20 protein-coding genes and 1 tRNA gene are annotated in these 23,920 nt (G+C 69.6%); 11 read left to right on the top strand and 10 right to left on the bottom strand.

All coding sequences use genetic code 11. The annotated features are described in order from the left end of the window. Nucleotides 1-28: 28 nt before the first annotated feature. From FHX33_RS10165 to FHX33_RS10145, 5 genes are all read right to left on the bottom strand, one after another. The gene (locus FHX33_RS10165; protein ID WP_183428464.1) at nt 29-1,051 is read right to left on the bottom strand and encodes a LacI family DNA-binding transcriptional regulator; all 1,023 of its coding nucleotides are present in this window, start codon (nt 1,049-1,051) and stop codon (nt 29-31) included. 27 nt (nt 1,052-1,078) lie between these two features. Continuing rightward, the gene (locus FHX33_RS10160; RefSeq protein WP_183428463.1) at nt 1,079-2,560 is read right to left on the bottom strand and encodes a GH1 family beta-glucosidase; all 1,482 of its coding nucleotides are present in this window, start codon (nt 2,558-2,560) and stop codon (nt 1,079-1,081) included. A 2-nt stretch (nt 2,561-2,562) separates the two neighbouring features. Further along, nucleotides 2,563-3,447: a carbohydrate ABC transporter permease gene (locus tag FHX33_RS10155; RefSeq protein ID WP_021758005.1), complete on the bottom strand. Its 885-nt coding sequence runs from the start codon at nt 3,445-3,447 to the stop codon at nt 2,563-2,565. Then, a complete protein-coding gene (locus tag FHX33_RS10150; protein ID WP_021758006.1) occupies nt 3,444-4,568 on the bottom strand; it encodes a carbohydrate ABC transporter permease in 1,125 nt (374 codons plus the stop codon). Before FHX33_RS10150 ends, FHX33_RS10155 begins: the two co-directional genes overlap by 4 nt. 79 nt (nt 4,569-4,647) lie before the next feature. Beyond that, nucleotides 4,648-5,973 (bottom strand): ABC transporter substrate-binding protein, encoded by a 1,326-nt coding sequence (locus FHX33_RS10145; protein ID WP_021762699.1) that lies wholly within the window; start codon nt 5,971-5,973, stop codon nt 4,648-4,650. Between the two features lie 308 nt (nt 5,974-6,281). Here FHX33_RS10145 and FHX33_RS10140 point away from each other — a divergent pair, with 308 nt between their 5' ends. After that, nucleotides 6,282-7,598: a cation:proton antiporter domain-containing protein gene (locus tag FHX33_RS10140; RefSeq protein ID WP_021762698.1), complete on the top strand. Its 1,317-nt coding sequence runs from the start codon at nt 6,282-6,284 to the stop codon at nt 7,596-7,598. A gap of 15 nt (nt 7,599-7,613) precedes the next feature. Here FHX33_RS10140 and FHX33_RS10135 read toward each other — a convergent pair whose 3' ends face one another. Continuing rightward, nucleotides 7,614-9,743, bottom strand: a complete 2,130-nt coding sequence (locus FHX33_RS10135; RefSeq protein ID WP_183428462.1) for an MDR family MFS transporter — start codon at nt 9,741-9,743, stop codon at nt 7,614-7,616. 304 nt (nt 9,744-10,047) lie between these two features. Between FHX33_RS10135 and FHX33_RS10130 the strand changes: the two genes are divergently transcribed. From FHX33_RS10130 to FHX33_RS10120, 3 genes are read left to right on the top strand one after another with little or no spacing between them, the layout of a single operon-like run. Then, nucleotides 10,048-10,983 (top strand): DUF1287 domain-containing protein, encoded by a 936-nt coding sequence (locus FHX33_RS10130; protein ID WP_051337026.1) that lies wholly within the window; start codon nt 10,048-10,050, stop codon nt 10,981-10,983. 48 nt (nt 10,984-11,031) lie between these two features. Then, entirely contained in the window at nt 11,032-11,856 is an 825-nt protein-coding gene (locus FHX33_RS10125; RefSeq protein ID WP_338092021.1) for a M15 family metallopeptidase, read from the top strand. 51 nt (nt 11,857-11,907) lie between these two features. After that, nucleotides 11,908-13,098, top strand: coding sequence for a PP2C family protein-serine/threonine phosphatase (locus FHX33_RS10120; RefSeq protein WP_338092020.1), 1,191 nt, complete (start codon nt 11,908-11,910; stop codon nt 13,096-13,098). 6 nt (nt 13,099-13,104) lie between these two features. Here FHX33_RS10120 and pgm read toward each other — a convergent pair whose 3' ends face one another. Beyond that, nucleotides 13,105-14,721 carry a phosphoglucomutase (alpha-D-glucose-1,6-bisphosphate-dependent) gene (pgm, locus tag FHX33_RS10115; RefSeq protein WP_021763218.1) on the bottom strand — a complete coding sequence of 539 codons (1,617 nt, stop codon included), beginning with the start codon at nt 14,719-14,721 and terminating at the stop codon, nt 13,105-13,107. Nucleotides 14,722-14,789: 68 nt separating this feature from the next. On the opposite strand from pgm, the gene pheA reads away from it, so the two are divergent. Next, nucleotides 14,790-15,779, top strand: coding sequence for a prephenate dehydratase (gene pheA, locus FHX33_RS10110; protein WP_021763219.1), 990 nt, complete (start codon nt 14,790-14,792; stop codon nt 15,777-15,779). 28 nt (nt 15,780-15,807) lie between these two features. Beyond that, nucleotides 15,808-16,470 (top strand): hypothetical protein, encoded by a 663-nt coding sequence (locus tag FHX33_RS10105; RefSeq protein ID WP_183428461.1) that lies wholly within the window; start codon nt 15,808-15,810, stop codon nt 16,468-16,470. Between the two features lie 53 nt (nt 16,471-16,523). Here the strand turns inward: FHX33_RS10105 and FHX33_RS10100 are convergent, their stop codons facing one another. Next, entirely contained in the window at nt 16,524-17,516 is a 993-nt protein-coding gene (locus FHX33_RS10100) for a diacylglycerol/lipid kinase family protein (protein ID WP_338092019.1), read from the bottom strand. Between the two features lie 69 nt (nt 17,517-17,585). Between FHX33_RS10100 and serS the strand changes: the two genes are divergently transcribed. The 5 genes from serS to FHX33_RS10075 all read left to right on the top strand — a co-directional run bounded on the left by serS (nt 17,586) and on the right by FHX33_RS10075 (nt 21,697). Continuing rightward, complete coding sequence (gene serS, locus FHX33_RS10095) at nt 17,586-18,851, top strand: serine--tRNA ligase (RefSeq protein WP_021762441.1); 1,266 nt, start codon at nt 17,586-17,588, stop codon at nt 18,849-18,851. Continuing rightward, nucleotides 18,848-19,669 (top strand): HAD family hydrolase, encoded by an 822-nt coding sequence (locus FHX33_RS10090; RefSeq protein WP_021762442.1) that lies wholly within the window; start codon nt 18,848-18,850, stop codon nt 19,667-19,669. Before serS ends, FHX33_RS10090 begins: the two co-directional genes overlap by 4 nt. 135 nt (nt 19,670-19,804) lie before the next feature. Further along, nucleotides 19,805-21,097 (top strand): LCP family protein, encoded by a 1,293-nt coding sequence (locus FHX33_RS10085; protein WP_183428460.1) that lies wholly within the window; start codon nt 19,805-19,807, stop codon nt 21,095-21,097. 123 nt (nt 21,098-21,220) lie between these two features. After that, nucleotides 21,221-21,308: transfer RNA gene (locus FHX33_RS10080), tRNA-Ser, on the top strand. Between the two features lie 182 nt (nt 21,309-21,490). After that, nucleotides 21,491-21,697 carry a hypothetical protein gene (locus FHX33_RS10075; protein WP_155829060.1) on the top strand — a complete coding sequence of 69 codons (207 nt, stop codon included), beginning with the start codon at nt 21,491-21,493 and terminating at the stop codon, nt 21,695-21,697. Here FHX33_RS10075 and FHX33_RS10070 read toward each other — a convergent pair. After that, entirely contained in the window at nt 21,653-22,801 is a 1,149-nt protein-coding gene (locus tag FHX33_RS10070; protein WP_051337012.1) for a site-specific integrase, read from the bottom strand. The genes FHX33_RS10075 and FHX33_RS10070 overlap by 45 nt on opposite strands. A gap of 12 nt (nt 22,802-22,813) precedes the next feature. After that, complete coding sequence (locus tag FHX33_RS10065) at nt 22,814-23,395, bottom strand: helix-turn-helix domain-containing protein (protein WP_021763917.1); 582 nt, start codon at nt 23,393-23,395, stop codon at nt 22,814-22,816. Nucleotides 23,396-23,920: the final 525 nt, after the last annotated feature.

The following is a 23,920-nucleotide window of genomic DNA, read 5'->3' as shown; positions in this document are numbered from 1 at the left end:
TGCCGAATGTGCGGCAGCAACAGCAGCGTCAGGTCGACTCGCGGACGACCAGCTCGGTCGGCAGCAGCGTCACGCGCTCGGCAGGTTCGCCGGCGATGCGCCGCACCAGCACCTGCGCCATCGCCTCGCCGAGGCCGATGGACGGCTGGTGCACCGTCGTGAGGGGCGGCGCGGCGGTGATGCCGAAGTTGTCGTCGTCGTAGCCGACCACGGCGATGTCGTCCGGGATGCGGAGGCCCGCCTCCCGGATCGCCGAGTAGGCCCCGGCGGCCATCTGGTCGTTCGCCGCGAAGAGCCCGTCGATCGGCACCCCGCGGGCGAGCAGCCGGCGCATGGCCTCCTTGCCCGAGAGGGGCGAGAAGTCTCCGAGCTCGACGAGGGAGGCGTCCAGCCCGTGCGCGTCGAGCGCCCGGCGCCAGCCGGTCAGCCGGTCGAGGCCGGCCGGCATGTCCTGCGGGCCGGTGATGAGGGCGATGTTCCGCCGCCCGCGCGCGATGAGGTGCTCGGTGGCTCCCGCCGACCCGGACACGTTGTCCACGTCGACGAAGTACGACTCCCCGGTCTCGTCGCCGACCGGCCGGCCGCCGAAGACGATCGGGAGGGAGGCGCCGAGCGCGACGTAGGAGTGGTCGCCCGAGTGATGTGACACGACCAGCGCGCCGTCCACATTGCCGCCCATGAGGTAGCGCCGGGTCTTGTCGGGGTTCGTCTCGGACGAGATGACCATGTTGAGCGTGTACTCGGTGTCGGCGAGGCTCAGCGCGACGCCCTGCACGATGGAGGCGAAGAACGGGTCGGCGAAGACTTTGGCCGTCGACTCCGGCACGACCAGCGCGATCACCTGCGTGCGGCGGGAGGCCAGCGAGCGTGCAGCGCGGTTCGGCACGTAGTTGAGGTCGGCGATGGCGGCGGTCACCGCGGCGACGACCTCGGGCGTGACCTTCGTCGAGCCGTTGACGACGCGCGAGACCGTGGCGCGCGAGACTCCCGCGCGTGCCGCCACCGCCTCCAGGGTCGGGACGGCCACGGCATCCACCGAATCCGTGGTCATCGCTCTCCTCCTCGTCCGTCGTCCATGCTAAGCGCGCGCCGCCGCCGCGCCGACGTCCGACGACTCCGCGGCGCGCGCGTCCGCGATGAGCCGGGCGAACGCGTGACCCGACCCCTTCACCGTGCGCACCTGCGTCTCGTAGTCCACCGACACGATGCCGAAGCGCTTCTCGTAGCCCCACGCCCACTCGAAGTTGTCGAGCAGCGACCACACGAAGTAGCCGCGCACGTCGGCGCCCTCGTCGATCGCCGCGTGCACGGCGTCGATGTGGGCGAGGATGTACGCCTCGCGCTCGGTGTCGCGGATGTGACCGTCCGGGTCGGTGGCATCGTCGTAGGAGGCGCCATTCTCGGTGATGTAGAGCGGCGGGAGGGTCGGGTAGTCGGCGGTGAGGCGCACCAGCAGGGCGCGCAGGCCGTCGGGGTTGACCTCCCAGCCCATCGCCGTGGTCGGCAGGTGCCGCGACGGGAAGGTGACGAACTCGCTGCCGACGAACGGCGACGCCTTCGGGCTGTCGGTGGGCACCACGGCGGCCGGGGCATCGGCGGGCAGGGGATGTCCGCTGACGTTGTCGTCGTGGTAGTGGTTCACGCCGAGGAAGTCGATCGGCTGGGCGATGGTCTCCAGGTCGCCGTCGTGCACGAGCGCCTCGAACCGGTGCTCGCGCAGGTCGTCGAGCACGTCGGTCGGGTAGGCGCCGAGCAGCAGCGGCTCGAGGTACATCCGGTTCCAGAGCCCGTCGATGCGGCGGGCGGCGTCGAGGTCGACGGGGTCGCTCGGGTCGTTCGGCACGGCCGTGGTGAGGTTGAGCGTGATGCCGAGGCGCAGGCGATCCAGCCGCCCGGAGTCGCCCCCGGCGCCGGCCGACGCGATGGTCGCCCGCTCGCGGATGGCGTGGGCAGCGAGGCCGTGCGCCAGGTGCTGGTGGTGCAGGGCGGCGAGGGCGGCGTCGGGCTCGCGCCGGCCGGGTGCGTGCTCGCCCGCGGCGTAGCCGATGAGGGAGGAGCACAGCGGCTCGTTGAAGGTCGTCCAGTGGTCGACCCGGTCGCCGAGCGCGTCGTAGACGGCCACGGCGTAGTCGCGGAAGCGGTAGGCCGTGTCGCGGTTCGCCCAGCCTCCCTTCTCCTCCAGCGCCTGCGGCAGGTCCCAGTGGTAGAGCGTCAGCCACGGCAGGATGTCCGCGCCGAGCAGCTCGTCGACCAGCCGGCTGTAGAAGTCGAGTCCGGCCGGGTTCACCGCGCGGCCGCCGGGCACCACACGGGCCCAGGAGGTCGAGAAGCGGTACGACTGGAGGCCGAGGGAGGCCATCAGGGCGACGTCCTCCGGCATGCGGTGGTAGTGGTCCACCGCGCGCTCGGGGGTGTCGCCGCCGGCGATCGCGTTCGGCACGCGGGCGAAGGCGTCCCAGATGGAGTCCTCCTTGCCGTCCTCGTGGGCGGCGCCCTCGATCTGCGCGGCGGCGGTGGCGGAGCCCCACAGGAAGCCGTCGGGCCAGCGGTTGTCGGTCATTCTTAGCCTTTCACCGCGCCGGCCATGATGCCGGAGACCAGCTGCCGGCCGGCGAGCACGAAGAGGATGAGCAGGGGGATGGTCGCGAGCACCGCGCCGGCGAGCACGATCGAGTAGTCGACGTACTTCGCGGACTGCAGCTGGCTGAGGGCGACCTGCAGGGTGGGGTTCTGGGGGGCGACGAGCAGCGGCCAGAGGTAATCGGTCCAGGCCGTCATGAAGGTGAAGAGGCCGAGGATCGCCATGGCGGGCCGCGCGGCCGGCACCCCGACGTGCCAGAAGGTGCGGATCATGCTGGCGCCGTCGACGCGGGCCGCTTCGATCAGCTCCTCGGGGATCACGTCGACGAGGTACTGGCGCATGAAGAACACGCCGAACGCGGTGACGAGGGTCGGCACGATCACCGCTCCGAGCGTCCCGGTCCAGCCGAACTGCTTCATCACCATGAAGAGGGGGATGATGCCGAGCTGCGTCGGGACCGCAAGGGTCGCGATGACGAACACCATGAGCCCCTCGCGGCCGCGGAAGCGCAGCTTGGCGAATGCGTAGCCGGCGAGCGTCGAGAACAGCACGACCGAGACGGTGATGACGGTGGAGACGATGATCGAGTTGCCGAGCGCCTGCCAGAACGGCACGGTCCCGAGCACCTCGCCCACGTTCTTCCAGAACTGCCCGCCCGGCAGCAGCGGCGGCCAGGTGGCGGTCAGGACGGTGCTGTCGCTGGAGCCGGCGACCGCCGACCACCAGAGCGGGTACGCGCTGCCGACGAAGAGGACGAACAGGATGCCGTAGGTGAGGAAGCCGGGGCGCCGGTCGATGCCGAGAGCCTTGCGCTTCGGGGGCCGCTGCGCGGTGGTCGGGCGCGGCTTGGAGGCGGTCGTGGTCACAGGTTCTTCTCCTCGCTGGCGGCGGCGAGAGCGCGGGCGCCCTCGGCGGTGGACTCGCCGCTGTCGATGCCGCCGTCGATGCGGGTGTCGGATGCGGCGGCCCGGCTGCGGGCGAGCCGCTTCGCCGTCCGTTTGGTGTGCAGCCGCGCCTCGGTGGAGGCGATGCGGCGCGAGATCAGGAAGTTCAGGAGGCCGAACAGCACGATCAGGAGGAACAGCATCCACGCGATCGCGGACGCCTTGCCGAAGTTCTGCCGGTTGAAGGCCATGTCCCACAGGTAGAGCACGGTGGTCTGGTACTGCCGCTGGGGACCGCCGGGCACGGCGCTCGACGGGTTGAACAGCTTCGGCTCGGTGAAGATCTGGAGGCCGCCGATGGTCGCCGTGATGATGACGAAGATCATGGTCGGGCGGATGCTCGGCAGCGTGATCGAGAAGAAGCGGCGGAACGCGCCCGCCCCGTCGAGGGAGGCCGACTCGTGGATGTCGCGCGGCACGGCCTGCATGGCGGCGAGCAGGATGAGCGCGTTGTAGCCGGTCCAGCGCCAGTTGACCATCGTCGCGATGGCGACGTGCGACGGGAACGTCTCGGTCTTCCACATCACGGGGTCGAGGCCGATCGCCTGGAGCATGTTGTTGATCAGGCCGTACTTCTCGTCGAACGCGCTCGAGAAGATCAGGGTGACGGCCACCGGAGTGACCACGTAAGGGAGCAGGACGCTCATCCGCCAGAAGGTCTTGGCGCGGATGTTCTGGTCGAGGATGGCCGCGATGAAGACGGCGCCGATCAGCTGCGGGATGGCGGAGAGCAGGAAGATGCTGAGGGTGTTGAAGAGCGAGTTCCAGAAGAACGGGTCCTTCAGCTCGGTGAGGTAGTTGCTGAAGCCGACCCACTCGCCGGGGCCGGTGAGCAGGTTCCAGTTGTTCAGCGACACGACGAACGTGTACACCAGCGGGAACAGGCCGACGAGGGCGAAGAGGATGAAGAACGGCGCCACGTAGAAGTACGGCGACGCCTTGACGTCGAAACGGTTGAGCTTCTGCTTGAAGGTGAGCGCGTTGCGCGCATCCCGGTCGCGCCGGGCCGCGGAGGCGGTCTCCGGGCGGGTGACGGTTGTCATGCGGATCTCCGGTGGGTCGGGTCGTGCGGGGTACGGGCCCCCGCCGCCGGCGAGCGGCGGGGGCCCGGGAGGGTCGTGCTTACTTGTTGACGACCAGCTGGTTCAGCAGCGTCATGGCGTTGGCCCAGGCCTGGTCGCCGTTCGCCTTGCCGGAGTCGAGCTCCTGGACGGACGGGCCGAAGACCTGCGACTGGATGACCGAGTCGTCCGGGCCCTTGTACTGGGCGACGACGCCCTTGGCGCGCTCGCCGAGGATCTGGCCGATCGGAGCGTTGTCGAAGAACTTCGTCAGGTCGCTCTCACCGGTCACGCCCGGGTCGCTCTGCGCTGCGGTCACCGACGGGAAGGTTCCCGCGGCCTGGAAGGTGGCGACCTGCGACTTGGCGGTGGTCAGCCAGGCGGCGAGGTCGGCCGCCTCCTTCGGGTGCTTCGACTGCTTCGGCACGGTCAGGAACGAGCCGCCCCAGTTGGCCGCGCCGCCCGGGAACACGTTGGCGAAGTCCCAGCCGGTGTCGGCGTTGCCGCCGCCCGCCTCGACCTGGCCCTTGACGACGCCGAGCATCCAGCCCGGGCAGACGAACGTGGCGAACGAGCCGTCGGTGAACGCCTTGCCCTTGCCCCAGTCCCACTGGGTCTGGTTGGAGGAGAGGCCGGCCGCTGCGCCGTCGGCCAGCTGGCCCCACAGCGCCTTGAGGTCGGAGTTGTCCTCGATGTTCAGCTTGCCGTCCTTGGTGTAGTAGCCCTCGGGCTGCTGGTTCACCATGGCGTTCCAGAGGAAGCCGGACTGGTCGTAGAAGGCCTTGCCGGTCGCGGCCTTGTACTGCTCGCCGATCTTGAAGTAGTCGGCCCAGGTTGCGCTGTCGCCGCCGAAGAGCTTGGCGACGGAGTCGCGGTCGCTCGGCAGGCCCGCCGCGGCGAAGAGCTTGCTGTTGTAGCAGAGGCCCTCCGGTCCGATGTCGGTGCCGTAGCCGATGATGCGGCCGTCCTTGTCGGTGGCCTGCTTCAGCTTCCAGTCGACCCAGCGGTCCTTGATCTTGTCGGCGCCGTAGTCCTTGAGGTCGTTGAACTGGTCGGAGACCTGCATGACCTTGGAGAGCCAGCCCTCCTCGACGGCCTGGACGTCGGGGAGGCCGCTGCCGGCCGCCTCCTTGGTCTGCCAGTCGGTCAGGGCGTTGTCACCGGTGTCGATGTTGGTCGCCTTGATCTTGATGTTCGGGTGCTCCTTCTCGTACTGCGAGTAGAGCTTGTCGAAGCCCATCGTGCCGAACGTCGTGACGGTCAGCGTGATGGGGTCAGAGCTGCTCCCGCCGTCGCTGCCGCTGGATGAGCAGCCGGCGGCGAGGAGGGCGAAGGACGCGGCGCCGGCAATGGCGGCCGCGACCTTGGTGCGTCGTGAAAGCTTCACGGTTCACTCCCTTGTGGTGTGTGCTGGGTCTGATGAGGCGCTGTGAGAGCGCTCTCAGTTCGCGACCGTGAGAGCGCTCTCACGCGTTGCTGGAGAATCTAGAACGAGTCAGGTGGCATTGTCAAGCGCAGCCGTGATCGCGCTCTCATCGTTGAAAACACGGGGAACTCAGGACCGCGGAATTCCGCGGGACTCGGCGGCGCCTCCCTCCACGCCGTGACCTAATCGTGACCTGATCGGACTCGTGTCCGGTCCCGGTGGCCGGGCGTCCGCCGAGCAGACTGGACGACGACGAGGGGAGTCCGTGGATGCCGATCATCATCCTCCTGGGGTTCGCCGCGGTCGCCCTCTGGTCGCTCGTGGCGCACCGGTTCGACCGCGTCGGCATCGCCGGCCCGGCGGGTCTCGCCGTGCTCGGCGCCCTGGTCGTGCTCCCGAACGTCTCCGCCTTCACCGACGCGATCGACAGCGACGTGGCCCAGCACGTCGTCGAGCTCATCCTGGCCGTGCTGCTCTTCGTCGACGCGTGCGAGGTGCGCGGCGGGCTCTTCGGCGGGGAGGGTCGCTCGCTCGCCCGCCTCGTGCTCATCGCCCTGCCGCTCTCCCTCGCGCTGGTGGTCGTCACCGGCATCTGGCTGCTGCCGCAGACGGGCGTCTTCGTGCTGATCGTGATCGCCTGCATCGTGATGCCGACGGACTTCGCGCCGGCGACCGCCCTGCTCCGCTCGAAGCGCATCCCGGCTCGTGTGCGCCGCATCCTCAACGTCGAGAGCGGCTGGAACGACGGCCTCGTCTCCCCGGTGTTCGGGATGTCGCTGGCCATCGCCGTGGCGCTCCCCACCCTCCTCCGCATCGTCGACACGGGAGGGGAGGCCGCCGGCGACGAGAGTCAGCTCGAGAAGGACTTCACCGACTTCTTCGACGCCTTCTTCGGGGCGGTGCCCGCCACCCTGTCCGCCGTCGTGGTCGGGGTCCTGCTGGGAGGGGCGTTCGGCCTCCTGACCCGCTGGGCCGCGCGCCGCGGCTGGGCCGATTCGACCGGCATCCGGTTCGTCACGCTCCTCACGCCGCTGCTCGCCTACGGCATCGCGACGCTCCACGGGCTCGGCGCCAACGGGTTCGTCGCGGCGTTCGTGGCGGGCGCGATCTACCGCGTGGCACGCACGCGGCGCACGGAGCTGCGCTCGGTGCCGCACGAGGAGCTCCTGCTCGTGGAGGAGGCCAGTGCCGTCGCCTCCAACTTCGTCTGGTTCATCCTCGGCGGGATGACGACGGCCGTGATCGCGGACGGCATCGACTGGCGCCTGCTGGTGATCGCGGTGCTGGCGCTCACGGCCTTCCGCGCGGTGCCCGTCTATCTGTCGATGCTGGGTTCGCCGATCGGCTGGCGCGATCGCACCTTCCTGGGGCTCCTGGGGCCGCGGGGGACCGCGTCGATCGTCTTCGGCCTCCTCGCCTTCAACCGCCTCCCGGAGGCCGACAGCGGCGACGTGCTGGGCGTCACCGTGCTGACCGTCGTGGGCAGCATCCTGCTCCACGGCGTCGCCGCACCGCTCGTCCTGCGCAGGACGGCCCCGGAGACGACGATGGCCGCCGTCCCGGGGGACGACGGCCATCGAGGCTGAGCTGCTGGTGCGGTGCTACTCGCCGGCGGAGGCCTGCGGGCGCTGGGCGCGCACCGAGGCGGTGTCCGCCCCGGGCTCGATCAGCGCGCCGACCTCGGCGGCCGCGCGGCTGGCGAGGATCCCGACGTCCTCGTTCTCCTCCTCCTCGCGGTCGGCGGCGTCCTTCTCCGCCTTCGCGTCCGCGGCCTCCTGCAGAGCCGACTTGGCGCGCAGCGGCGGGGTCTTGAAGAACCAGGTGAGCACGAACGCGATCAGCACCACGATCAGCGCCACCCAGTAGACCTGGATCGCGGAGGCGTTGAAGCCCACCAGGAACGGCTTGGCCAGACGCGGGTCGGCGTTGTTGAGGAACGACGTGTCGTCGAGGTTGCCGCTGCCGGTGGCCGCGGTCGACTTCTTGAGGCTGCTCGACAGGCTCGGGGCCACCGTGTCGACGAAGTCCTGACGGACCGTGTCGTTCGAGAAGTCGAGCGTGACGGTGCCGTCGGGGGCGACGGTCGCGTACGGGGCCTTCGCCGTGATCGCGGTGCCCGCCGCGGCGGTCGCCTTCTCGACGGCGGCGGCGGTCGCCTGCTCCTGAGCGGCGGCCGGGATCTGGCCCGCAGCCACGGCGTCGGCCACGGCCTGCTTGGCCGCGTCCTGCGCCTTGGTGACGCCGGCCTGGAGGCCCGCCGTCGTCTTGTCCTCGATGCCGGAGACGATCTTGTTGTAGCTCTGCTCCATGATCTGCTTGTTCTCGGGAGCCTGGGCCACGGCCGGGTCGAGCGCGGCGTTCAGCGCGCTGTTCAGCGTCGGCTCGTCCGCGAGGGACGACTTGATGTTGCCCGGCATGACCGTGAACAGCAGCGACAGGAGCACGGCGGTGCCGAGGGTTCCACCGATCTGGCGGAAGAACGTCGACGCGCTGGTCGCGACGCCCATGTCCCGCACGCCGACCGAGTTCTGGCTGGCGATCGTGAGGGTCTGCATCAGCTGGCCGAGGCCGAGGCCGATGAGCAGCATGGCGCCGGCGATGAACCAGTAGGAGTCGTCGTACTTGATGAAGGTCAGGTAGAAGAACCCGCCGGAGAGCAGCGCGGTGCCGATGATCGGGAACTGCCGGTAGTGACCGGTGCGCGCGATGATCTGGCCAGAGGCGATCGAGGAGATCATCAGACCGAGGATCATCGGGAGCATCTGCAGACCCGACTCGGTCGGGGTCGCGCCGAGCACCAGCTGCAGGTACAGCGGGAGGGTCAGCATGGCGCCGAACATCCCGAAGCCGACGAAGACGCCGATGATGGTGGCCATCGAGAAGGTGTTCGAGCGGAACAGCTTCAGCGGGATGAGCGCGTCGTCCTTCATGCGCATCTCGATGAGGATGAAGGCCAGGATGCCGATGGCGCCGAGCACGTAGCAGCCGATGGCCCCCACGCTGTCCCAGCCCCACTCGCGACCCTCTTCTGCGACGAGGAGCAGCGGGACGAGGGCGACCACGACGGCCGTCGCGCCCCACCAGTCGATCCGCACCGAGCCGCGCTCGCGCTTGGGCAGGTGCAGGAACCGCAGGACCATCGCGAGGGCGATGAGGCCGATCGGCACGTTGATGAGGAAGACCCAGCGCCATCCGGCGATCCAGAGGATCTGGTCCGCGCCGGCGAACAGGCCGCCGACCAGCGGGCCGATGAGGCTCGAGATGCCGAACACGGCGAGGAAGTACCCCTGGTACTTGGCGCGCTCGCGGGGGGCGAGCATGTCGCCCATGATCGCCAGCGGCATCGACATCAGGCCACCGGCGCCGAGGCCCTGGATGGCGCGGAACGCGGCCAGCTCGATCATGGAGGTCGAGAAGCTGGCGAGGATCGAGCCGATGATGAAGACGACGATCGCGAAGATGAACAGCGGGCGCCGGCCGAAGATGTCGGAGAGCTTGCCGTAGATCGGCGTCGCGATGGTCGAGACGATGAGGTACGCGGTGGTCACCCACGCCTGCTGGCTCAGACCGTGGAGGTCGTCGCCGATGGTGCGGATGGCCGTGCCGACGACCGTCTGGTCGAGGGCCGAGAGGAACATGCCGGCCATGAGACCGAAGATCACGAAGAGGATCTGCCGGTGCGACATGATCGGTTTGGGTGCGGCGGGAGCCGCGGGGGCAGTGCTGGACATTGAACTCCGAGTCGAGAGTCGAAAGCGCGACGCCCGGCGCTCGGGCGTCACACCGGTGTGAGAGTCGTGAAGATTTTTGCGGAGAGTGCAAAGTTACACCCGGTGCGCGTCTTCGAGCAACGCGGGGACCACGTTCCCGCGCGCGTTCGCGAGGGGCGAACGCACGCACGCGATCCGCGGAATCATGCGGAACTCCCGCGACGCTACGCCGCCGGATGTCCCCCGTCCAGGTGGCGCATAGGTAGGAGGCGTACCGTGATGAGTACCCGAACCCGTCACCCTCCGAATCCCCTCCGAAGGACGTATGAGTTCTCTCATCTCCACGCTGCGTTCCCCCGGACGCGGCCCGCACCGCCCTCGATCCCGCCGCATCGCCGGCGTGATCGCCGTGGCGGCCTCCGCCGCGCTCCTCTTCACGGGATGCGCCGGTGAGCCGTCCCCCGCGACGAAGGCCCTCGTCGGCGCGACCACGAAGGCCACGCCCGACACCGCGAGCGTCTCGGCCGTCGAGCCCGCCGCGGGCAGCGTCTCCGGCGGCACCATCACCCTCACCGGCTCGAACCTCCAGAACGTGGCGAGCGTGCAGATCGGCACCCAGCCCGCGGCCGTGACCGCGGCCACGGCCGACAAGGTCACCGTCGCCGTCCCCGCCTCGCAGAGCTTCCAGGCGGGCTCCGTACCGATCGCCGTCACCGACAAGTCGGGCAAGGCGGTCGCGACCGACGGCAAGACGTACGACTACCAGGTGCAGACCCCGGTCGACAAGCAGCTCGCCTACGCGATGACGTACTGGAAGAACTACAACTCGGCCGAGTGGGGCGACCTCAACTCGGTGGGCGGCGACTGCGCCAACTTCGTCAGCCAGACCCTCATCGCCCGCGGGTGGACGATGAACGACGACTGGTACAACAAGAACGCCGCCGCCGACTGGAGCCCGGCCTGGGGCTACGTGCCCTCGATGGACGCCTACTTCCAGGCGAACGCGGCCTCCCTCGGCCTCACCGAGTACCCGCTCGACCAGCGCGACAAGATCAAGGTCGGCGACATCGTCATGTTCGACTGGAACGACAACGACTCGCTCGATCACGTGCAGATCGTCTCCTCCGTGCAGAACGTGGACGGCAAGATCCAGATCAAGATGGTCGGGCACAACGAGGACACCGACTACCGCGACCTCGACACCACGATCACCGTCGACCACCCCGGTGCCATCGGCCACTTCTGGAGCCTGTCCAAGTAGCGGCCCGGCGCGCGCGTCCCTCCCATCGGGACGCGTTATGCTCGGCGCGTGATCTCGGGGGTGACCCGCCTACGGGCGACGACGCTGGGCGCGGCCATCGCCGGCGGCGCCCTCGCGGTGCTGCTCGCGCTCGGAGGCTGCGCCGCCGTGCCGTCGAGCCAGGCGGGAGGCCGGCCGACCCACCACCGGCCGCACACCGATCCGGACCCGCGCCCGCATCCGCGGCCGACGCCGTCCGTCGTCCCGGCACCGACCGCCGCGGGATTCGACGCCTCCGCCCAGTCGTTCGACGACCCCGCGAGCAGCTGGGTCGTCGTGAACAAGCCGCGCGCCCTCCAGCCGCTCGCCTTCACGCCGCCCGACCTCGTCTACCCGGACGTCACCTATGTGAACCGCCAGCCGATGCGTCCCGAGGTCGCGGACGCGCTGGTCGCGATGTTCCACGCGGGCAAGCAGGAGGCCGGGCTCGACTTCTCGGTGCAGAGCGCCTACCGCTCGTTCGACTCCCAGACCCGCGTCTACGACGACGACGTCGCGCGCAACGGGCAGGCGTACGCCGACACCGACACCGCGCGCCCGGGGCACAGCGAGCACCAGACGGGACTCGCGGTCGACATCAGCGCCGTGCCCGCGCGCTGCTCGCTCTCCGCCTGTTTCGCCGACACCCCGCAGGGGCAGTGGCTGGCCGCCAACGCCTGGCGCTTCGGCTTCCTGCTGCGCTACCCGGCCGACAAGGTCCCGGTCACCGGGTTCACCTTCGAGCCGTGGCACTTCCGCTACGTCGGGTTGCCGCTCACGACACAGATGCATGCCACGGGCGTGACGACGCTGGAGGAGTTCTTCCACTGCCCGGGCGGCGCCGACTACCACTGACATCCGCCGGGCCTGCCGGTTCCGAACCTCCCGTCGATAGGCTTGACGGACGTGACGACGGGAGGCCGGATGACCATCGAGGCGGTAGGGACGCTGGAGGCGGAACTGCGCAGGCAGAGCGCGGTGGAGGCTCTGGAGATCCTCGACACGGCCCCGGAGGACCGGTTCGACCGGATCACCCGGATGGCGCAGCAGCTGTTCGGGGTCCCGATGGTCAGCATCACCCTGCTCGACGACGACCGCCAGTGGCGCAAGTCGCACCTCGGGCTCACCCGTGAGGCGCCGCGCGAGGCCTCGTTCTGCGACCTCACCGTGCGAACCGACGCCCCGGTGATCATCGACGACACCACTGCCGATGAGCGCTTCCGCGACAACCCGTTCGTCGCGGGGGACCCGCACCTGCGCTTCTACGCGGGCGAGCCCATCCACGCGCCCGGCGGGGAGGCCGTCGGCACGCTCTGCGTCGTCGACACCGAGCCGCGCACCCTGACCGGCGGCGAGCAGCGCCTGCTGCGCGACCTCGCCGACTGGGTGCAGGCCGAGCTCGACCGCGACGAGGAGCTCGACCGCACGGCCGTCGTGCAGCGCGCGCTCCTCCCGCGCCGCAAGCCCACCGCACGCGGGTACGACGTGGCGGCCGCGTGCGAGCCGGGCGAGCGCATCGCGGGCGACTTCTACGACTGGTACGACACGGACGGCGGATTCACCGTGACCGTCGGCGACGTGGTCGGCACCGGCAGCCCGATCGCCATCATCGCCGCCTCGGTACGCGCCGCCCTGCGCAGCGCCACCGCCTTCGCGGATCTGGAGCCCGCGGTCGCCGAGGCGTCGCGCATGATCGAGGAGGAGCTCGACCGGCTGGCCGCGTACACCTCCGTCTTCCACGCCCGCGTCGACAGAGACGGTGTCGTGCGCTTCGTCGACGCCGGCCACGGCCTCGCGTTCGTCGTGCGCGGCACGGGCGACATCGAGCGGCTCGAGACCTCCACCCTCCCGCTCGGGATCGCCGGCGAGCGTCCCGAGCACTCCGTCTCGCTCGGCGCGGGGGAGGCGCTGCTCGTCATCAGCGACGCCGTCTTCGACGCGCTCGGCGGCGAGGCCGGCCTCGGCGTGCTGCAGTCGCGCGTGCGCGGTTCGGCGACCTCGGCCGGCGCCGTCTCCCGCATCGTCGGCGCCGCCCGCGACGAGCACGGCGCCGCGCCCGTTGGGGACGCGCTCGCCATCCTGGTCCGCCGCGACTAGCGCTGGTCAGCCGAGCGCGTCGCCCACGATCCGCTTGGCCTCCTCCTGCACCTCGCGCAGGTTCTCCTCGCCGGCGAAGCTCTCGGCGTAGATCTTGTAGACGTCCTCGGTGCCGCTGGGGCGCGCCGCGAACCACGCGGTCGCGGTCTCCACCTTCACGCCGCCGAGCGGGGCGTCGTTGCCGGGTGCGCGGCTCAGCTTCGCGGTGATCGGCTCGCCCGCCAGCTCGGTCGCGGCGATCGCGTCGCCGTCGAGCTTGCCGAGGGCCGACTTCTGCGCGGGCGTCGCCGGGGCGTCGACGCGCTGGTAGACCGGGTCGCCGAAGCGCTCGGTCAGCTCGCGGTACAGCTCCGAGGGCGACTTGCCGGTCACGGCGCGGATCTCGCTGGCGAGCAGGGCGAGCAGGATGCCGTCCTTGTCCGTCGTCCAGACCGAGCCGTCGAAGCGCAGGAAGCTCGCGCCGGCGCTCTCCTCGCCGCCGAAGCCGACCGAGCCGTCGATCAGGCCGGGGACGAACCACTTGAAGCCGACCGGGACCTCCCACAGCCGGCGGCCGAGCGACTCCGCCACCTTGTCGATGATGGAGGACGACACCAGCGTCTTGCCGACCGCGGCATCCTCCCGCCATCCCGTCCGCGTGCGGAACAGGTAGTCGATCGCCACGGCGAGGTAGTGGTTCGGGTTCATCAGGCCGCCGTCGGGCGTGACGATGCCGTGCCGGTCGGAGTCGGCGTCGTTGCCGGTGAGGATGTCGTAGTCGGCGCGGCGCTCGACCACCGATGCCATCGCCGACGGGCTCGACGGGTCCATCCGGATCTTGCCGTCCCAGTCGAGGGTCATGAAGCCCCACGCCGGGTCGACCTCGGGGTTCACGACGGTCAGGTCGAGCTCGTAGCGCTCCGCGATCGCCTGCCAGTAGTGCACGCTCGCACCGCCGAGCGGGTCGGCGCCGATGCGGATGCCGCTCTCGCGGATCGCCTTCACGTCGATGATGTTCTCGATGTCGTCGACGTACTTGCCGCGGAAGTCGTAGGTCTCGACGCCGCTCGGCTCGGCCATGCGCACGTCCCGCATCCCGCCGGCGATGATCTCGTTGGCGCGCGCCGCGATCCAGCTGGTCGCGTCGGTGTCGGCCGGGCCGCCGTGCGGCGGGTTGTACTTGAAGCCGCCGTCCGCGGGCGGGTTGTGGCTCGGCGTGACGACGATGCCGTCCGCCTGGTCGGGGTGCCCGGCCTTGTTGTACGCGATGATCGCGTGCGACACCGCCGGCGTCGGCACCCAGTCGTCGAACTCGTCCACGAGCACGCGCACCTCGTTGCCGACCAGCACGGCCAGCGCGGTCGTCATCGCGAACTCGCTCAGGAGGTGCGTGTCGGCGCCGATGAACAGCGGTCCCGTGATGCCCTGGCCCGTGCGGTACTCCACGATCGCCTGCGTCGTGGCGGCGATGTGATCCTCGTTGAAGGCGGTGTTCAACGAGCTGCCGCGGTGACCGGAGGTGCCGAACACCACCCGCTGCTCGGGGATGCTCACATCCGGCTTGAGCTCGTAATACGCCGTGCGGAGGGCGTCCACGTCGATGAGGTCGGAGGGCTGCGCGGGGGTGCCTGCTCGGGGATCCATGCCCCTATGCTTCCACGGTCGCCCGGCCGAGGGGAGTGGGGAGTGCGCTCATCGCTAAGCTGAACGCCATGTCCACAGACCCCGCCGAGCCCACCGCCGAGCTGCCCGCGTCCGTCGACGAGGTCTACAGCTTCCTGGGGCCGTCCGGGACGTTCACGGAGGCGGCGCTGGCCCAGGTTCCGGGGGCGCGCGGCAAGCGGTGGAAGGCCGTGAACAACGTGGGGGAGGCGCTCGCCGACGTCGTCGCCGGCCGGAGCGTGGCCGCGATGATCGCGATCGAGAACTCGATCGAGGGCGGCGTCTCGGTCGCGCAGGACGCCCTCGCGACCGTGCCGGGCCTGCGGATCGTGGGCGAGTACCTGGTGCCCGTCAACTTCGTGCTCGTGGCGCGGCCGGGCACGACCCTCGCCGACGTGCGCACCGTGAACGCGCATCCCGTCGCCTACTCGCAGTGCCACCAGTGGCTGGACGCGCACCTGCCCGAGCACGGGCACCTGCCCGCCTCGAGCAACGTCGCCGCGGCCGCCTCGCTCTTCGAGGGCAGCACGGCGGACGCCGCCGTCGCCCCTCCCGGGATCGTCGACCACCATGACGTGGTCGTGCTCGCCGAGAACATCGGCGACAACCCCAACGCCGTCACCCGCTTCGTGCTGGTGAGCACGGCGCGCACGGTTCCGCCCGCGACCGGGGCCGACAAGACCAGCCTCATCGCCGAGCTGCCGGACGACCGTCCCGGCGCGCTGCTCGACCTCCTGGAGCAGTTCTCGACCCGCGGCATCAACCTGAGCCTGATCGAGTCGCGGCCGATCGGCGACGCCCTCGGCCGGTATCGGTTCGTCATCGATGCCGACGGCCACATCCACGACGAGCGCGTGGCGGATGCCCTGCTGGGTCTGCGCCGGTTCAGTCCCTCGGTGATGTTCCTCGGCTCGTACCCGCGTGCGGACAGCGTGCCGGTGGACTTCGACCAGCGCTACCGCGACGAGGTCTTCACGGAGGCGAGGCAGTGGCTCGCGTCGCTCACCGAGAGCGGCGCCGGGGAGGCCCCGCAGGGGTAGGCTGCGCAGCAGCAGGAGGAGGTCGGAGATGATCGCGGACGACGAGCAGGACACCGCCCGTCCCGGCGGGTTCGACCCCCGCTACGACCCGGCGTTCCAGCGCGGCTACCGGCCGCAGCCCGGAGAGCGCGCCCGCACCCGCGTGCGCGCCGTCACCCCCGCCCCGACCCGGGACCGGTCGCGCGCCGACGTGCGTGCTGCAGGCTCTTCGCCGCAGACCGTCGAGGATGCGTGGGAGGCGACGGCCACGCCCGCGGGCGAGCTCCCGGTGGCGACCGACCCCGTGCCGTTCACGACCGTGTCGACGCCCGTCCCGGCGCTCGCCGCAGAACCCGCGACCGTCGTGGTCGCCGGCCCGGGCCTCCTCGCCGGCGCCGAGCTCTCCCCGCGCCGCAACCCGCTCATGCTGGCCCTCTGGATCGTCGGGGCCGGGCTCGTCGTGCTCGGCATCGTCATCTACGCGGTGGCGGTCAACGCCTCCTACACGACCAGCTACAACGGAGCCGCGGGCGACGTCGGGATGCAGGTGCTGACCCAGATCGGCTGGGTGCTCGCCGGGCCGATGATCACGATCGGGTTCGCGACCCTGGTCGCCCTCCTCTTCATCACCGCGCTCGCAGGCCGCCGCCGTGCGGGCACCGCGGGTGCCGGCGCGGAGGACGACGGCGAGCCGCAGGACGACGAGCTGTAGCCTCCACCCGGCTCCGCGTCCGGAGTTCCGGCGCTCAGGAAAGCCGGACCGGGCTAGCCGCGGCGGGGGACCCGCACGCGCAGGCCGCCCTCGTCGACGGCCAGGTCGAGTGCGACCACGTCGCCGAACGCGTCGCCGTCGAGCTCGAACGGCGCGGGCTGTTCCATCCGCAGCCGCACGTCGGCTCCCCGCAGGTAGCTGAGGCGGGTGCGGATCGCGCGGTCGGTGAAGCGGATGATGCGACGGCCGAGCGCGCTCTTGCGCAGCACCCGGTTCTCCCACGTCACCTTGCGCCAGATCGTCAGCCAGCCGAAGACCGACTCGGGCTGCAGGATGGCGACGTCGAGCAGGCCGTCGTCCACCGCGCCGTCCGGGATGAGCTCCATGTTGCCGGGGAGCGTGCCGCAGTTGGCGATCAGGATGGTGCTGACGTGCGCCGACCGCTCCTGGCCGGCGTCGAGGCGGTACCGGATGCGGACCTTGCGCGCCTTGGGCAGCGCGCGGAACCCCGCGTCGACGTACGCGAGCCAGCCGAACCGCCGTTTCAGCTCCGGCCGGGCGTTGGCGATCATGGTCGCGTCGATCCCGACTCCCGCCATCACGAGGAAGGCGTGCTCGGTGCGCTCGCCGTCCTCGCGGGTCGCCGTCGCGACGCCGAGGTCGATCGCGCGTGTCTCGCCGTCGAAGGCGATGGCGCACGCCTCCTCCACATTCGCGTACGGCACGCCGATGTTGCGGGCGAGGAGGTTGCCGGTGCCGGACGGCAGCAGGCCGAGCGTCGCACTGCGGTCGCGCAGGGCCTCGGCGACGGCGCGCACGGTGCCGTCCCCACCGGCGGCGAGCACGAGCGTCGCACCGCGCGACAATGCCTCCCGCGCCTGTGCCTGTCCGCCCTCGTCGGGCGTCGTCTCGAACCAGATGAGGTCCACTCCGCCGGCGCGTTCGGCGGCGGCCTCGACGGCGGCGCGCACCCGCGGGACGTCGATGCGGACCGGGTTGTAGATCACGGCGACGGTCGCGTCCCGCATCCCTCCCCATCCGTTCACGGGGTTCACGCTACCTGTTCCCTGTGGAGAACCAGGAGACGCGGCGGCGCGGTCGATAAGCTGGGGCACGTGATCGATCCAGTCCTGCTCCGCGAGAACCCCGATGTCGTCCGCCGATCGCAGGAGGCGCGCGGAGATTCCGTGGAGGTCGTCGACGAGGCCCTGCAGGCCGACGTCGAGCGCCGCGCCGCCATCACCGCGTTCGAAGAGCTCCGCGCCGAGCAGAACGCCTTCGGCAAGCAGGTCGCGCAGGCGCCCAAGGAGCAGAAGAAGGAGCTCGTCGCCCAGGCGCAGGAGCTGGCCGGCCGGGTGAAGGAGGCGCAGCGCACCGCGAGCGACGCCGAGACCCGGTTCTCCGAGGTACTCCGCCGCATCGGCAACCCCATCATCGACGGCGTCCCCGCCGGCGGCGAGGACGACTTCGTCGTCATCAAGACGGTCGGCGAGATCCCCGCGTTCGACTTCGAGGCGCGCGACCACCTGGAGCTCGGCGAGCTGCTCGGCGCGATCGACATGGCCCGCGGCGCCAAGGTCGCCGGCGCCCGCTTCTCCTACCTGCGCGGCATCGGCGCCCGCCTCGAGATCGCCCTGATGAACATGGCGCTCGACAAGGCCGTCGGCAACGGCTTCATCCCGATGATCACCCCGACGCTGGTGAAGCCCGAGATCATGCAGGGCACCGGCTTCCTCGGCGCCCACGCCGACGAGGTCTACCACCTGCCGGCCGACGACCTCTACCTCACGGGCACCAGCGAGGTCGCGCTCGCCGGCTACCACGCCGACGAGATCATCGACGTGACGGAGCCGCTGCGCTACGCCGGCTGGTCCACCTGCTACCGGCGCGAGGCCGGATCGGCGGGCAAGGACACCCGCGGCATCATCCGCGTGCACCAGTTCAACAAGCTGGAGATGTTCGTCTACACCCTGCCCGAGAACGCGGAGGCCGAGCACGGCCGCCTGCTCGGCTGGCAGGAGGAGATGATGCAGGAGCTGGGCCTCAGCTACCGCGTCATCGACACCGCCGCCGGCGACCTCGGCTCCAGCGCCGCTCGCAAGTACGACGTGGAGGCGTGGATCCCGACGCAGGGCCGCTACCGCGAGCTCACCTCCACGTCCAACTGCACCACGTTCCAGGCGCGCCGCCTGGAGGTGCGCCACCGCGGCGAGAACGGCAAGACCTCGCCCGTCGCGACCCTGAACGGCACGCTCGCCACCACGCGGTGGATCGTGGCCATCCTCGAGACCCACCAGCAGGAGGACGGCTCGGTGCGCGTCCCGGAGGCGCTGCGCCCCTACCTCGGCGGCCTCGAGGTGCTGGAGCCGATCGCCCGGTGAACGCCTCCGCTCCCGACGGCGCCGGCCGCCGCCTGCTCATCGCGCTCGACGTCGACGGCACCCTGATCCACGAGGACGAGACGGTCGGCGACGCCGTCCGCGAGGCGGTGACCCGGGCACGCGCCGCCGGTCACGAGGTCATGCTCGCCACCGGCCGCAGCTGGGAGACCGCGCGGCCCATCCACGAGACCTTCGGCCTCGACAGCACGTTCGTCGTCTGCGCCAACGGCGCGCTCACGATGCGCCGCGACGACACCGTCGAAGAGGGTTACCGCCGCGAGTTCGTCGAGACCTTCGACCCGACCGAGGTGCTGCGCACCATCCGGCCGCACCTCCCGAGCGGCAGCTTCATGGTGGAGGACCCGACGGGGTTCCGCCGCTACACCGCGGGCATGACCGAGTGGGAGCTCGTGAACGCCGAAGAGGTGAGCTTCGAGGAGCTCTCCGACCATCCCGCCACCCGTGTCGTCGTGGTCTCGCCGCAGCACGACGAGGAGCAGTTCCTCTCGATCGTGGAGCGGATGGGCCTGCACAAGGTCAGCTACGCGATCGGCTGGACGGCGTGGCTCGACATCGCACCCGACGGCGTCAACAAGGCCACCGCGCTGGAGCGTGTGCGCGCCGCGCTCGACATCCCGCTGTCCGATGTCGTGGCGGTCGGCGACGGTCGCAACGACATCGACATGCTCACCTGGGCCGCGTCCCAGGGTGTGGGCGCGGCGATGGGACAGGCTCCCGACGAGGTCAAGGCGGTCGCCTCGCGCGTCGTCGGCACCGTCGTCGAAGACGGCCTCGCCGAGCTGCTCGACAGCCTCTGAGCTCAGGATTCCCTGTCCGGATCAGGCATTTCGCCCGCGTCGTCCAGATTTCTGCCAGGGTGATCTGCCAAGCTGGTGGATAGTGTGCCCGGTGGACCCGCGGCGCATCCGATGCGTTTCCGTGAAGGGGAGTGAATGAACGAGGTGCCCACCCGTGCCCAGGCGCGTGCTCAGGAGAAGTCCGCTGGACCGACCATCGCCCGCCACGGCCGGCTGAAGCAGCACCACCCGTTCCGCACGATCCTCGCCGTGCTCGTCACCGTCGTCGCCGTGCTCGGCGTCTCGACCGCCGGCGTCGCCGCCTACGCGGTCCTCGACGTCACCGGCACCGCGACCGCGAAGAAGGCCGTCACCCTGGTCGATGCCAAGGGCAACGCCGTCGTCCCCAAGGTCGGTGCGATGGACGGCGCGTTCAACGTGCTGCTCGCGGGATCCGACAGCGGCGGTGGCAACGCGGCCTACGGCGACCGCGGCGAGGTCCTCAACGACGTCACCATGGTGCTGCACGTCTCGTCCGACCACAAGAACGCCACGGTCATCAGCTTCCCCCGCGACATGTTCGTCGCCATCCCCTCCTGCCCCGACCCCCAGGGCGGCAGCTTCGACGCGATGAGCCGGCAGAAGATCAACTCGTCGCTGAGCTACGGCGGCCTCGCGTGCACCGTGCTGACGGTCGAGAAGCTCACCGGCCTCGACATCCCCTACGCCGGCGTCATCGAGTTCGACGGCGTGATCGAGATGTCGAACGCGGTCGGCGGCGTCCCGGTGTGTGTGGCCGGAGACATCACCGACCCGTACACCGGCCTGGATGTGAAGGCCGGCGACAACACCCTGGAGGGCTCGCAGGCTCTCGCGTTCCTCCGCACCCGTCACGGCGTCGGCGACGGCTCCGACCTCGGCCGCATCAGCAACCAGCAGGTCTTCCTCTCGTCGCTCGTCCGCACCATCAAGAGTGCGGACACCCTGACCAACCCGCTCAAGGTGTACGGGCTGGCGAAGGCTGCGGTGAGCGACATCCAGCTGTCCGACAGCCTCCAGAACGTCACCACCATCGCGTCGATGGCCGTGGCGCTGAAGGACATCGACGTCAATAAGGTCGTCTTCGTCCAGTACCCGAACCACTACGTGGACGGCGGCGTGGCGCCGACCGTCGACGCGGCGGACACCCTGATGTCGGCGCTGAAGAACGACCAGCCCGTCACCCTCACCGGTGACACCGGGATCGGTTCGGAGGCTGCCGCAGGCGGCGCCGCGACGCAGGCTCCCGCCGCCCCGACGGACACCGCGACCCAGGCGCCCGCCGCCCCGACGGGCGGCTCGACGGACGGCTCGACGGACGCCGCGACCGACAGCTCGGTCACCCTCCCGTCGGACGTGCACGGCCAGACGGCCGCCCAGGTCACCTGCTCCAAGCCGTTCCAGGACTGACGCGACTGCGGTCGTTCGGGACGTTTGCCCCCGCTCGCTGGGCCGCAAACGTACCGTGGCAGCGCAGTCGCCGCGTCACGGGCGCGTTTCGGTAGAATCGGGCGACGCCGGTCTCCGGCGCCAGGAGGGCTGTCCGAGCGGCCGATGGAGCCAGTCTTGAAAACTGGTGGGCAGAAATGTCTCGTGGGTTCGAATCCCACGCCCTCCGCCACAGATTATGCGTCTCGATCCCAGTAAATCACTGGGATCGAGCGATTGGCGCCGGACTGGCTCCACTCGATTTGACAACAAACTGACAACAAACGCTGGCGGAAGTCGGTCATCCGGGGCATGTTTGTGTGATCGCGAGCGTCGGAAAGCTCGATTGGCGGCGGCTACCGCTTCAATGTGGACATGATCGATGTCGGCTGGCTTCTCGATACGTGGCGCGCTGCGAAATGGGAAGCGATCGTCATGATCTGGAACGCGATCGTGGCAGATGTCATTGCCTACCCGTGGTTCGCTCTCGTGCTCGCAATCCTTGTTTTAGGGGCCGGCGTCAAAGGGCTGGGCAAGCTAGCTAAGTACGTTGGCGGCGCTTACTGGTCTTCTCATCACTGAGGACGGACGCTCGGCGAGATGCGATCGTTCGACAGAGCGTCTGGCTGCGCCGTCCAGAGCTTCAGCTACTGCGTCGAGGTCGTCGTCGAAGAGGTCCGCGTAAACGTCCAGCGTCATCGCGGCGGAGGCGTGGCCGAGCATCCTCTGCACCGCCTTCACGTTGGCTCCTGCGCTCACGGCGAGGCTGGCGGCGGTGTGCCGCAGGTCGTGGACGGTCATCGGTTCTAGGCCGGCCCGGTCGAGTGCGCTCTTGAACCACGTCCGTTGCCCGCGTGTCGCGCGCTTCATGTGTTCACCGAACCGGCCGGAAAAGAGCAGGTCGTTCGGCTCCTTGCCTGCAGCTGCGCCGGCCAGCGCGTCGATGAGGAACGCCGGGAACGGTACCGACCTACGCTTGTGGCTCTTCGGAGTTCCGACGATGGTGGCAGGACCGACTTCTACCGCGTTCTCCGAGATGGCGAGTCGGCGACGAGTGAAGTCAACGTCGCGCACGCGGAGGGCGATGACTTCGCCCCAGCGAAGGCCAGTGTAAGCCAGGAGGAGAACGAGGGCTTCGTGTTTGCCGCTCGCGTAGGCGAGGTCGTGAACCTGTTGGTGGGTGAGGTACCGGTGAGCTCGGGGGACCTTGCGCGGCAGTCGCGATCCACGGGCTACGTTGACAGGCACGCGCCGGTCCTTCACGGCGATGTCGAGGATTCCGGCGAGGACACCGAACGCCCGCAAGACAGTCGTAGCCGACCTGCCGGCGCTTAGTGAGGTTACCCATGCCTGGACATCCGAGTGCCGAACATCGCCGACGGGAACTCTTCCCCAGCGTGGCTCGACCTGGAGCCGCCATGCAATCTCGAGCGGGCGGAGTGAGGAAGGCTTGAGGTGCGTCTGGTTCGCCAGCCACTCCACTCCGAGGGATGCGATAGTCACCCTCGCCGCGCTTGCATCGATGTACTCGCCACGGGCCTTGTTCGTCTCGACGGTGGCGAGGTAGAGCTCCGCTTCGCGCTTGGTCTTGAATCCTCGTTTCGTGGTCTGGCGGTGGTCGGGGGTTCGGTACATGACGCGATAGCGTCGGCCCCCGGCAGACTCATATGACAGAACGCTGCCCATTTCGCCCTCCTGTTAGGTCGCAGCCACCTCTTGGATGCCCGCAGAGGTGAGAAGGGCTGCCACTCGCTCCAGCTCGAGCTCGACCAGCTCCAGGCGTGCCTCGACGCTTGCGTCGAGTGTGAGATCAGAGTCTCCGGACGCCGCTCCGACATCGCGAACGATCCGAAGGCGGTCGAACTCGCGTCGAAGGGTGCCGAGCTCGCGGAGTGAACTCAGGACGGAGATGTCCACGCGTTCGGCGGCCCGTCGTGGCCGATACGAACTCGATGGAGTCGCTGAAAGCCAGCAATCGAACTCGGCCGCGGTCATTCCGTCGAAGTCCTCGCCGAGGTTTTGCAGGTCGAGTTGGGAGTCGGGCCGGCCGATGGGCGAGAGCAGCATGCTGATCGGCACGTCGAGGCCGCGCGCGATGTTCAGGAGCTGGCTGACGCTGATGTCGGCCTTCCTGCCCGATTCGATGTTCTCCAGGATTGCGGGGGTGATGTTCCCGCCGGGAATCGCATCTGCCAGGTCGCTCGTCGTGCGAAATCCGCGTTCGCGACGCGCCAACCTGATGCGCGCGCCGATGCTGGTCTCCGATCGAAAGTCTGCCATTTCGACAGCCTATCTCCACCTCTGTTGTCAAGTCACGGATTTCTTGGTATGGTCGTTTCAACAATTGGAAAGCTCCTGAGTTGTCGAAACGGAGGAGATGAGATGACAGGAGAATTCATTCAGCCCGCTGAGGTGGTTGAACTCACCGGGCTGTCGGTCGCAGCGCTCGCCCAACTCCGGTATCACGGGAAGGGCCCGCGCTTCTACAAGCCGACCCCACGCACTGTGCTCTACAAGCGGACGGAGGTGTTGGCATGGCTGGAAGCGAGCGCACAGACGAGGACCGGAGCGTACGCGTAGCCGGGTTGCCGTCAGATGCACCGGGGGTGATTCAGGACTTCGTGGACGGATACATTGTCCCGGTCGATCCGATGGATGATCTGCACTGCGAAGGCTGTCAGTAGAACAGCTGGTTCACCCCGGCGAGCCGCCGACCCGCCACCCCTGTTCGGGGGTAACGTGCGGCACCAAATGGAGCGGTCGATTCTTACCCTCTTCACCGTGACGCTGGCCTCGTTAAGCGAG

The organism is Leifsonia aquatica, from assembly GCF_014190775.1.
Classification (GTDB): domain Bacteria; phylum Actinomycetota; class Actinomycetes; order Actinomycetales; family Microbacteriaceae; genus Leifsonia; species Leifsonia aquatica.
This window is presented reverse-complemented; position numbering and strand designations above follow the sequence as displayed.